At 59.9% G+C, this 8092-nt stretch carries 9 protein-coding genes; 7 read left to right on the top strand and 2 right to left on the bottom strand.

Annotated elements, in window-relative coordinates:
- Positions 1-25: 25 nt before the first annotated feature.
- Complete coding sequence (gene glmS, locus AAHA41_RS19195; RefSeq protein ID WP_323069224.1) at positions 26-1858, top strand: glutamine--fructose-6-phosphate transaminase (isomerizing); 1833 nt, start codon at positions 26-28, stop codon at positions 1856-1858.
- A 60-nt stretch (positions 1859-1918) separates the two neighbouring features.
- Here glmS and AAHA41_RS19200 read toward each other — a convergent pair whose 3' ends face one another.
- Complete coding sequence (locus tag AAHA41_RS19200) at positions 1919-2695, bottom strand: LuxR family transcriptional regulator (RefSeq protein ID WP_033115220.1); 777 nt, start codon at positions 2693-2695, stop codon at positions 1919-1921.
- Positions 2696-2905: 210 nt separating this feature from the next.
- On the opposite strand from AAHA41_RS19200, the gene AAHA41_RS19205 reads away from it, so the two are divergent.
- Genes AAHA41_RS19205 through AAHA41_RS19230 form a run of 6 tightly spaced genes read left to right on the top strand, consistent with a single transcriptional unit; the run spans position 2906 to position 7736 of the window.
- A complete protein-coding gene (locus AAHA41_RS19205) occupies positions 2906-3667 on the top strand; it encodes a DUF3450 domain-containing protein (protein ID WP_182926623.1) in 762 nt (253 codons plus the stop codon).
- Positions 3664-4971 carry a MotA/TolQ/ExbB proton channel family protein gene (locus AAHA41_RS19210; protein WP_323069222.1) on the top strand — a complete coding sequence of 436 codons (1308 nt, stop codon included), beginning with the start codon at positions 3664-3666 and terminating at the stop codon, positions 4969-4971. The genes AAHA41_RS19205 and AAHA41_RS19210 overlap by 4 nt, the downstream gene beginning before the upstream one ends.
- Positions 4968-5498 (top strand): MotA/TolQ/ExbB proton channel family protein, encoded by a 531-nt coding sequence (locus AAHA41_RS19215; protein ID WP_042037184.1) that lies wholly within the window; start codon positions 4968-4970, stop codon positions 5496-5498. The genes AAHA41_RS19210 and AAHA41_RS19215 overlap by 4 nt, the downstream gene beginning before the upstream one ends.
- On the top strand, positions 5495-5896 hold the full coding sequence (locus AAHA41_RS19220) for a biopolymer transporter ExbD (protein WP_005339369.1): 402 nt from the start codon (positions 5495-5497) through the stop codon (positions 5894-5896). Before AAHA41_RS19215 ends, AAHA41_RS19220 begins: the two co-directional genes overlap by 4 nt.
- The gene (locus tag AAHA41_RS19225; protein ID WP_021230422.1) at positions 5893-6555 is read left to right on the top strand and encodes an energy transducer TonB; all 663 of its coding nucleotides are present in this window, start codon (positions 5893-5895) and stop codon (positions 6553-6555) included. Before AAHA41_RS19220 ends, AAHA41_RS19225 begins: the two co-directional genes overlap by 4 nt.
- Before the next feature lie 2 nt (positions 6556-6557).
- Positions 6558-7736: a hypothetical protein gene (locus AAHA41_RS19230; RefSeq protein WP_323069221.1), complete on the top strand. Its 1179-nt coding sequence runs from the start codon at positions 6558-6560 to the stop codon at positions 7734-7736.
- Positions 7737-7887: 151 nt separating this feature from the next.
- On the opposite strand, the gene AAHA41_RS19235 is transcribed toward AAHA41_RS19230, so the two are convergent.
- On the bottom strand, positions 7888-8092 hold a 205-nt coding region (locus tag AAHA41_RS19235; RefSeq protein WP_342697334.1), incomplete at its 5' end, for a hypothetical protein.

Below are 8092 nucleotides of genomic sequence, written 5' to 3' on the forward strand. Positions count from 1 at the left end.
CGATTTGCATCTCAAGGAGAAGTGTATGTGTGGCATCGTCGGGGCTGTTGCCCAACGTGATGTGGCTGAAATTCTGGTAGAGGGCCTGCGCCGCCTCGAGTACCGCGGTTACGACTCGGCCGGTGTGGCGGTGTTCAGCGCCAGCCAACCGCTGCAGCGGGTACGCCGTCTGGGCAAGGTGGCCGAGCTGGCCAAGGCGCTCGACGAGCAGTCCGTCCACGGTGGTACCGGCATCGCCCACACCCGCTGGGCCACTCATGGCGAGCCCTCAGAGCGCAACGCCCACCCCCATGTCTCCGACCATATCGTGGTGGTACACAACGGCATCATCGAGAACCACGAAGAGCTGCGTGAAACCCTCAAGGGGCTGGGCTACGAGTTCAACTCGGATACCGATACCGAGGTGATCGCCCATCTGGTGCATCACGAGCTGAAAACCGCCGATTCCCTGCTGGCTGCCATGCAAAAGGCGGTGAAGCAGCTGCGCGGCGCCTACGGTACCGTGGTGATGGACTGCCGCGACGACAGCCGTGTGGTGGTGGCCCGCTCCGGCTCGCCGCTGGTGATTGGCCGCGGTATCGGCGAGAACTTTATCGCTTCCGACCAGCTGGCCCTGCTGCCGGTAACCCGTCGCTTCATCTTCCTGGAAGAGGGTGATGTGGCCGAAGTGACTCGCCGCGACGTGCACATTTTTGACGTCACCGGCAACCCGGTTGAGCGTGAGGAGAAAGAGTCCGAAATCTCCCACGATGCCGGTGACAAGGGCGAATATCGCCACTACATGCTCAAGGAGATCCACGAGCAGCCCAAAGCCATCACCAACACTCTGGAAGGGCGTCTGGGCAGCGATCATGTGGTGGTCGAATCGTTCGGCAACGGCGCGCGCGCCATCTTCGAAAAAGTGGAACATGTACAGATCGTCGCCTGCGGTACCTCCTACCACTCCGGCATGGTTGCCCGTTACTGGTTTGAAGAGATCGCCGGCGTCTCCTGCGACGTGGAGATCGCCTCCGAATTCCGCTACCGCAAATCCGTGGTGCGTCCCAACAGCCTGCTGATCACCCTCTCCCAGAGCGGTGAGACCGCCGATACCCTGGCCGCCCTGCGTCTGGCCAAGGAGTCCGGCTATATGAGCTCGTTGGCTATCTGCAACGTACCTGGCTCCTCGCTGGTGCGTGAATCGGCGCTGGCCTTTATGACCCGTGCCGGTGCCGAGATCGGCGTAGCCTCTACCAAGGCATTCACCACCCAGCTGGCTGGCCTGCTGATGCTGGTGGCATCTGTCGGTCACTGCCGCGGCAATCTGAGTGCGGCCGCCGAGGCCGAGCTGGTCAAGGCGCTCTACGCCCTGCCCCAGCGTATTAAAGAGAGTCTGGCGCTGGCCAAGCAGATCGAGACGCTGGCCGAAGAGTTTGCCGACAAGCAGCACAGCCTGTTCCTCGGCCGTGGCAGCCAGTACCCCATCGCCATGGAAGGTGCGCTCAAGCTTAAAGAGATCTCCTATATTCACGCCGAAGCCTATGCCGCTGGCGAGTTGAAGCATGGCCCGCTGGCGCTGATCGATGCCGAGATGCCCATCATTGTGGTGGCGCCGAACAACGATCTGCTGGAGAAGCTGAAGTCCAACGTGGAAGAGGTGCGTGCCCGCGGCGGTATCCTCTACGTCTTCGCCGATGCCGATACCGGCTTCAAGAGCGACGAGACCATGCGAGTCATGAATCTCAACCATGTGGAAGAGGTGATCGCCCCCATCGTCTATACCGTGCCGCTGCAGCTGCTCTCCTACCACGTTGCCCTCATCAAGGGCACCGACGTGGATCAGCCGCGCAACTTGGCAAAATCGGTGACGGTCGAGTAAGTCGCTGTCAGAGATAAAAAAAGAGCCGCAATTGCGGCTCTTTTTGTTACTGGCCTCCGCTCAGGAGAGGCGCAGGTTGGTGATGGTCACCTCGTCGAGGGAGGGCACTATGATGCCGCTGGTGATCCCCTTGGCGATGGCCTGACTGCGGTTCTTCGAGTCGGTCTTGTTGGTCACCTGATTGAGATGGAAGTTCACCGTCCGTTCGCTGATGCCGAGGATGGTGGCGATCTCCCAGGAGGTTTTGCCCTCGCTGGCCCAGAACAGGCACTCCTTCTCCCGATCCGACAGCTCGGTCAGATATCTCATCAGATCGGGGCGGCTTTTGATCAGCTGCAGCGCCGAGTTGAAGATGTAGCTGGCGCAAAACGACAGCAGGGGAACGTTTTCAAACATCAGATCGGTGTTGGATTTGTCCTTGGTAATGAATGAGAGGATGCCGTGCTCTCCCTGCGGGGTATGGAGCGGGAAGGATACGCCGTTGCGCACCCCGAAATCGGCAGCCAGATTCATCACGTCGCGGCTGGCGCTGGGCAGCCAGGGCGAGTCGCAGTCGAGTTTGTTCCAGAAGATCGGCTGGGTCTGTTTCAGCCCCAGATAGACCACCGGATCCTGGGTCAGATACTGGTTTTCGCTGTAGGCATCAAACCAGCTGGTCGGACAGTTGTTGAACAGTGCCACGTGGGATTTTTGCATGCTGATGGGGAAAATAATCAGCAGCCGGAAGTAATCAAAGCCCATTTGATGACTAAAGCGCTCCAGCAGCTGCTGGATATCGCTGGTTTTTGTTGCCTTGGTGAACTTGTCGATATGTTCCCAGATAGCATCGTTGAGCATGACTTTCTCCTTTTTCGATCTCTATCACACTGATCGAAAAGATTTTTCTCGTTATTTATGTTTTTTTGAGATGGCACTCGATGCCATTTATCCGTGCGTGTCTAAAAATTATCCTGTTTTTGTGCATAAAGGCCAAGAAAATCCTCTCGTTGCCAGCCCGCACGCCATTTGAGATAATGATAATAGTTATCATTAATAAGACGTGATTCCATGAACAAGTTATGGGGTGTGGCACTGTTGCCACTGTCAGTCCACTTTGCTGCGGTCGGTGACGAGCTGGTTGCTCCCGCCCTCAAGAACAGCATAGCCGCCGGGAAAGCTTCCCAGCAGCGGGTGGAAAAAGCCGCCGATGCCGCCGTTGCCGCACGACTGGAGCTGCAAAATGCCCAGCTGCAACTGCGTGACCTCGAAGCCTACAACCGCTACATGCAATCTCTGGTGGCCGATCAGCAAAATGAGCTGGGCAAATTGAGCCAGCAGCTGGAAGCGGTGCAAGAGACCCGTCAGGGATTGATCCCGCTGATGCTGCAGATGCAGGCCGACCTGGAACAGCTGGTGCAAAACGATATCCCGCTGCGCAAGGAAGATCGTCTGGCGCGGGTTGAACAGTTGAAAGCGACCTTGGCCCGTGCGGACGTAAGCGAGGCGGAGAAATTCCGCCAGTTGCTGCAGGCCTATCAGATCGAAGCCGAATATGGCAGTCGGATGGATAGCTATTCCGCCGAGCTGGAGCTGGATGGTGCCCCGCGTCGGGTTGATGTGCTGGCGCTGGGTCGGGTCTCCCTGCTGGCGATGACTGCCGATCGCAGTCAGGCATGGCGCTGGTCTGCCGAGGCGAAGCAGTGGCAAGCCCTCGACAGCCAGTGGCTCTCCCCCATCGCCGAGGCGATGGATGTGGCTGCCGACAAGAAAGTTCCCCAGTTGCTCAATCTCCCCCTCTCTGTCAGCCGCAGTCAGGAGGCCCAATCATGAGAGTCACCATGAAGTGGTTCCCCCTCCTTATTGCCCTCTCCTGCGGTGCCAACGCCGCTGTCGCCAATGATGAGTGGCAGCAGCAGGAACAGGCTCGCGAACAGCAGGCTCAACAAGATCTGGCATCTGTTTCCAAAGAGCTGAACAGTGCCCGCGCCAAATTGGCCGAGGCCCAGCGCCTGAGCAAGGAGCTGGCCGGCAAGTTCGCCAGCAACGAGAAGCAGCTGACTGAGCTTAACGCCCAATGGGAGCAAGCCTCCGGCGACATGAACGAGATCTTCGCAGTCACCCGTCAGGGCGCCAGCGATGCGGTCAAGCTGCTGAGCGAATCCGCCGTCGAGGGCCAGTACCCGGAGCGTCTCGCCCCGCTGAAAGCCATGGCACAGGATAAACAGGTGCCGGATCGTGCCGCCCTCGCCCTGCTGCCCGCTACTCTGCTGCAGGAGATCCGCGAATCTGGCCGGATTGCCCAGTTCAACGGCAAGGTGCTCGATGCAAAGGGGGCTGCCAGCGAGCAGTCGCTGACCCGGGTTGGCTGCTTTGCTCTGCTGGGGAGCGACGGCTTCCTGCAACCGACTGCCGAAGGCTTGAGCCCGGTACTGGGTCTGCCCGGTAGCGTGCTCTCTGCCGTTGCGGCTTATCAGGGTCAGGAAGGGGAAGCGCTGCCGCTGGATCCTTCTCATGGCACTCTGCTGGCGATGCTGGCACAGGCACCCACCTTCTGGCAGCAGGTACAGCAAGGTGGTCAGGTCGGCGCCATTATCGTGCTGCTGGCCGCCATCGGTTTGGGAATTGCTGCGGTACGGTTGTGGAGCCTCTCCCGCGAACTGGGTCGGGTGCGCCGCCAGCTAAAGAGCGGCGAGTATCACGCCGACAACGCCCTCGGCCGGGTGCTGACGGTGGCAGACAAACACCCCGAGCTGAGCATGGAGACCCTCGAGCTGCGTCTTGATGAGGCGATCCTGCAGGAGACTCCTCGCATGGAGCGCGGCATCGGCATGGTCAAGGTAATCGCGGCCATCGCCCCCATGCTGGGTCTGCTCGGTACCGTAACCGGGATGATCGGCACCTTCCAGGCCATCACCCAGTTTGGCACCGGCGATCCCAAGATCATGGCGGGCGGCATCTCCATGGCGCTGGTCACCACGGTACAGGGTCTGGTGGCGGCCATTCCGCTGATCCTGGCCCACAGCCTGCTGCAATCGCGCTTCACCGAGCTCTCCAATGTGCTGGAGCAGCAGGTGGCCGGCATTCTGGCCGAGCGTGCCGAGAGCAATAACAACGGGATGGAGCGAGCCGCATGATGCTCGACATCTGGCAACAGCTGCAGAGCTTCATGGGCCGTGGCGGTCCGGTGCTCTGGGTCATTCTGGCCCTGCTGGTGCTGATGTGGATTTTGATGATCGAGCGGCTGCTCTACCTCAATCTGGGGTTCGGCCCCTTGCAGCAACAGCTGCTCGGCCGCTGGCAGGCTCGCCGCGAGCGCCACAGCTGGCACGCCCGAGCGATCCGCAGCCGCTGGCTGGCACAGGCGGAGCTGGAACTGAACCGTCATCTGATCTTCATCCGCACCCTGGTGGTGCTCTGCCCCATGCTGGGGCTGCTGGGCACTGTGACCGGCATGATCGGCGTATTCGATGCGTTGGCTGCGGCCAACCGCTTTAACCCGGAGAGCATGGCGGGCGGGATCTCCCGCGCCACCATCCCCACCATGGCGGGCATGGTGGTGGCGCTCTCCGGCGTGTTGTTACTCAGTCGCCTCGAGAGTCAGGCCAAGCGTGCGCTGGCCAAGACCCGGGACGGCCTGCGAGAAGAGAAGGTAATGCAATGAGACGGCAATCCAAACGCCAGCGTGACGAAGTGCAGATCGACATGACTCCCATGCTGGATATCGTGTTCATCATGCTGATCTTCTTTATTGTCACCACCTCCTTCGTGCGCGAAGCCGGGCTCGAGGTGCACAGACCCCAGGCCAGTCAGGCCAAGGCGCAGAAATCCTCCAGCATCATGCTGGCGATCGGGGCTCAGGGTCAGATCTTCCTCGACCGCAAGCAGATCGATGTGGAGCGGGTACAGGCCACCATCGCCCGTCTGCTGGCGGAGCAGCCCGATGCCAGCCTGGTGATCCAGGCCGACGAGCGAGTGCCTCACGGCAAGGTGGTGCGGGTGATGGATGAGGCCAAGGCGGCAGGCATCGCCAATATCGCTGTGGCGGTGGCGCCGAAATGAAATACAAGCTGATGAGCCTGGGGCTGGGGGTTGCCCTCAGTCTGGGCATCCTGCTGTTCATGGCCACACTGGTTGAACCGCCCCGGGGCGAGAAGGTGGCGAGCGAACAGAAGCCCATCGTCATCAATATGCAGAACGAGGTGACCGAGGTGCAGGTGCGCGAGCGTCCGGTGCCGCAGGAGCCTGAACCTCTGCCAGAGCCTCCCGCCGCATTGGCCTCGACACCGCTGCCGATGCCCGCTGCGGCCCCCTTGGCGGCTGTTGAGCCGAGTCTGGATCTGGTTTCCAGCCTCAGCGCGGTGCAGGTCTATGCCCCCGGTGTAGCGACCAGTACCGCACCGGTATTGAGTGGCAATTACCACGGCCAGCAGCAAGGGGCGGGTATCGGTGCTGGTGACATGTTGATGCCGCTGCAGCGGATCGAGCCGGTCTACCCCTATCGTGCCCAACAGTCAGGGATCGAAGGTTTCGTCACCCTGCGCTTTAGCGTGAATGCGGAAGGTGGCGTGCAGGACGTGGAAGTGGTCGAGGCCAAACCCAAGCGTCAGTTCGAGCGGGCGGCCATTCAGGCGATCAACAAGTGGCGCTATCAACCGAGACCGGGCGCCACCGACAAGCTGGTGCAAGTCATCACGCTCAAATTCAAACTGGAGTCATAACTATGTTGCGGATCTGGATCTGTCTGCTGGCCCTGGTCGGCCAAGCCTGTCTGGCGATGGAGGTCAGCCCCCACTTCTTCCGTCAGCTTGAACCCGTGATGAAGCTCTATCAGTCCGGTCAGTGGCAACAAGCCCAGAGCAAGGCATCCGGCCTCAAGCCAAATAGCGATGCCGAGCGTGCCTGGCTGGCGCAGTTGCAAGCCTCACTGGCGGCCAACCTGCAACAGACCGCCCTGGCGAGCCGCTACGTCGAACAGGCCCTTGCCTATAAAGAGTGGCCCGAGCAGCAACAGCTCCAGCTGTTGCGACTGCGCGGCGATATTCAGGCCCAGCAATCCAACTGGTCTGGTGCCATCGCCAGCTACAAGGCGGCGCTGGCGCTCAAGCAAGACGATGGGCTGCGCCTGCGTCTGGCCGGCCTCTATTACCACAACAAGCAGTACGGTGACGCCGCCAGCCAGAGTGAACAGTTGTTGAAGAAGGGTTGGCAGAAGCAGGCTGCCATTATTCGTCTCTCCGCCCTCACCGCCCAGCAACGTTATGGCGTGGCGGCCGATCAGGCGGCCGAGTTGATCAGCCACGAACCCAAAGAGAGCAAATGGTGGCAGCAGGTGGTATCGCTCAACCTCTCCGCCCAACGTGGCGATCAGGCGTTGGCTCTGCTGCAAACCGCTATCGATAGAAAACTGATGGATGATGCGTCTGCCCGCAATCAGCTGATCCGCCTCTATGCCTGGCAAGGGCTGCCTTATCGTGGAGCCCGTCTGCTGGAAGCGGCCATGGCCAAGGGACAGATGAAGCAAAGTGCTGAAAATCGCCAACTGCTGGCTCAATTGTGGGAAGGTGCCCGGGAGTGGTCACAAGCGGTCGATAGCTGGCAACAGCTGGCCAACCAGCATGGTCAGCCCAAAGCGGCCATGCGCGCCGCCGAACTGCTGCTGCAACAGGGCAAGACAGATGCTGCCATGACCCAGCTCGCCGCCATCAAGTCGGTAAAAGGCGAGCAAGGCAATCGTGCCAAAGCGTTGCTGGTGCAGGCACACCTTAATAAGGAGCAGTATGCCCAGGCACTGGAACTGGCCCGTGAGCTGCAGCAACAGGATAACTGGCAACAGAAGGCAACCAGCTGGGTCAACTATATCCGGGCACAAAGCGAAGAGTTGAGCAAAAAAGCGGCGTAAAAGAGGTGCCAAGGGGCTGTTTTGGGGCGTTCAGTTCGCTTTTTCAGCAAACGAACGCATTTTTGCAAAAAGCCCTTGTCATCACGGCGCGGCTCCCTATAATGCGCCCCTACCAGCACGGCGGAACACGCCGAACTGATGAGCCAGCTTCCTAGCGAAGCAGGCGCCGAAAGAAAAGCGAAAACAACCGCTTGACTTTCGAAGTGAGAAGCGTAATATGCGCCTCCTCAACGCGATAAGCGTGACGCTCTTTAACAATTTGAATCAAGCAATCTGTGTGGGCACTCACAGCATCGAGCATCAAAAACAATTTTTGATTTTCAATGTCTGATGAAGTGACCAAAGCAACTTTATGT

Origin of the sequence: Aeromonas sp. SER (assembly GCF_038739615.1) — a bacterium.
Taxonomy (GTDB): Bacteria; Pseudomonadota; Gammaproteobacteria; order Enterobacterales; family Aeromonadaceae; genus Aeromonas; species Aeromonas jandaei.

What these genes read in the sequence shown, in the direction of transcription:
- glmS (WP_323069224.1), top strand. Translation starts at nt 26, where the DNA reads ATGTGTGGCATCGTCGGGGCTGTTGCCCAACGTGATGTGGCTGAAATT.
- AAHA41_RS19200 (WP_033115220.1), bottom strand. Translation starts at nt 2,695, where the DNA reads ATGCTCAACGATGCTATCTGGGAACATATCGACAAGTTCACCAAGGCA.
- AAHA41_RS19205 (WP_182926623.1), top strand. Translation starts at nt 2,906, where the DNA reads ATGAACAAGTTATGGGGTGTGGCACTGTTGCCACTGTCAGTCCACTTT.
- AAHA41_RS19210 (WP_323069222.1), top strand. Translation starts at nt 3,664, where the DNA reads ATGAGAGTCACCATGAAGTGGTTCCCCCTCCTTATTGCCCTCTCCTGC.
- AAHA41_RS19215 (WP_042037184.1), top strand. Translation starts at nt 4,968, where the DNA reads ATGATGCTCGACATCTGGCAACAGCTGCAGAGCTTCATGGGCCGTGGC.
- AAHA41_RS19220 (WP_005339369.1), top strand. Translation starts at nt 5,495, where the DNA reads ATGAGACGGCAATCCAAACGCCAGCGTGACGAAGTGCAGATCGACATG.
- AAHA41_RS19225 (WP_021230422.1), top strand. Translation starts at nt 5,893, where the DNA reads ATGAAATACAAGCTGATGAGCCTGGGGCTGGGGGTTGCCCTCAGTCTG.
- AAHA41_RS19230 (WP_323069221.1), top strand. Translation starts at nt 6,558, where the DNA reads ATGTTGCGGATCTGGATCTGTCTGCTGGCCCTGGTCGGCCAAGCCTGT.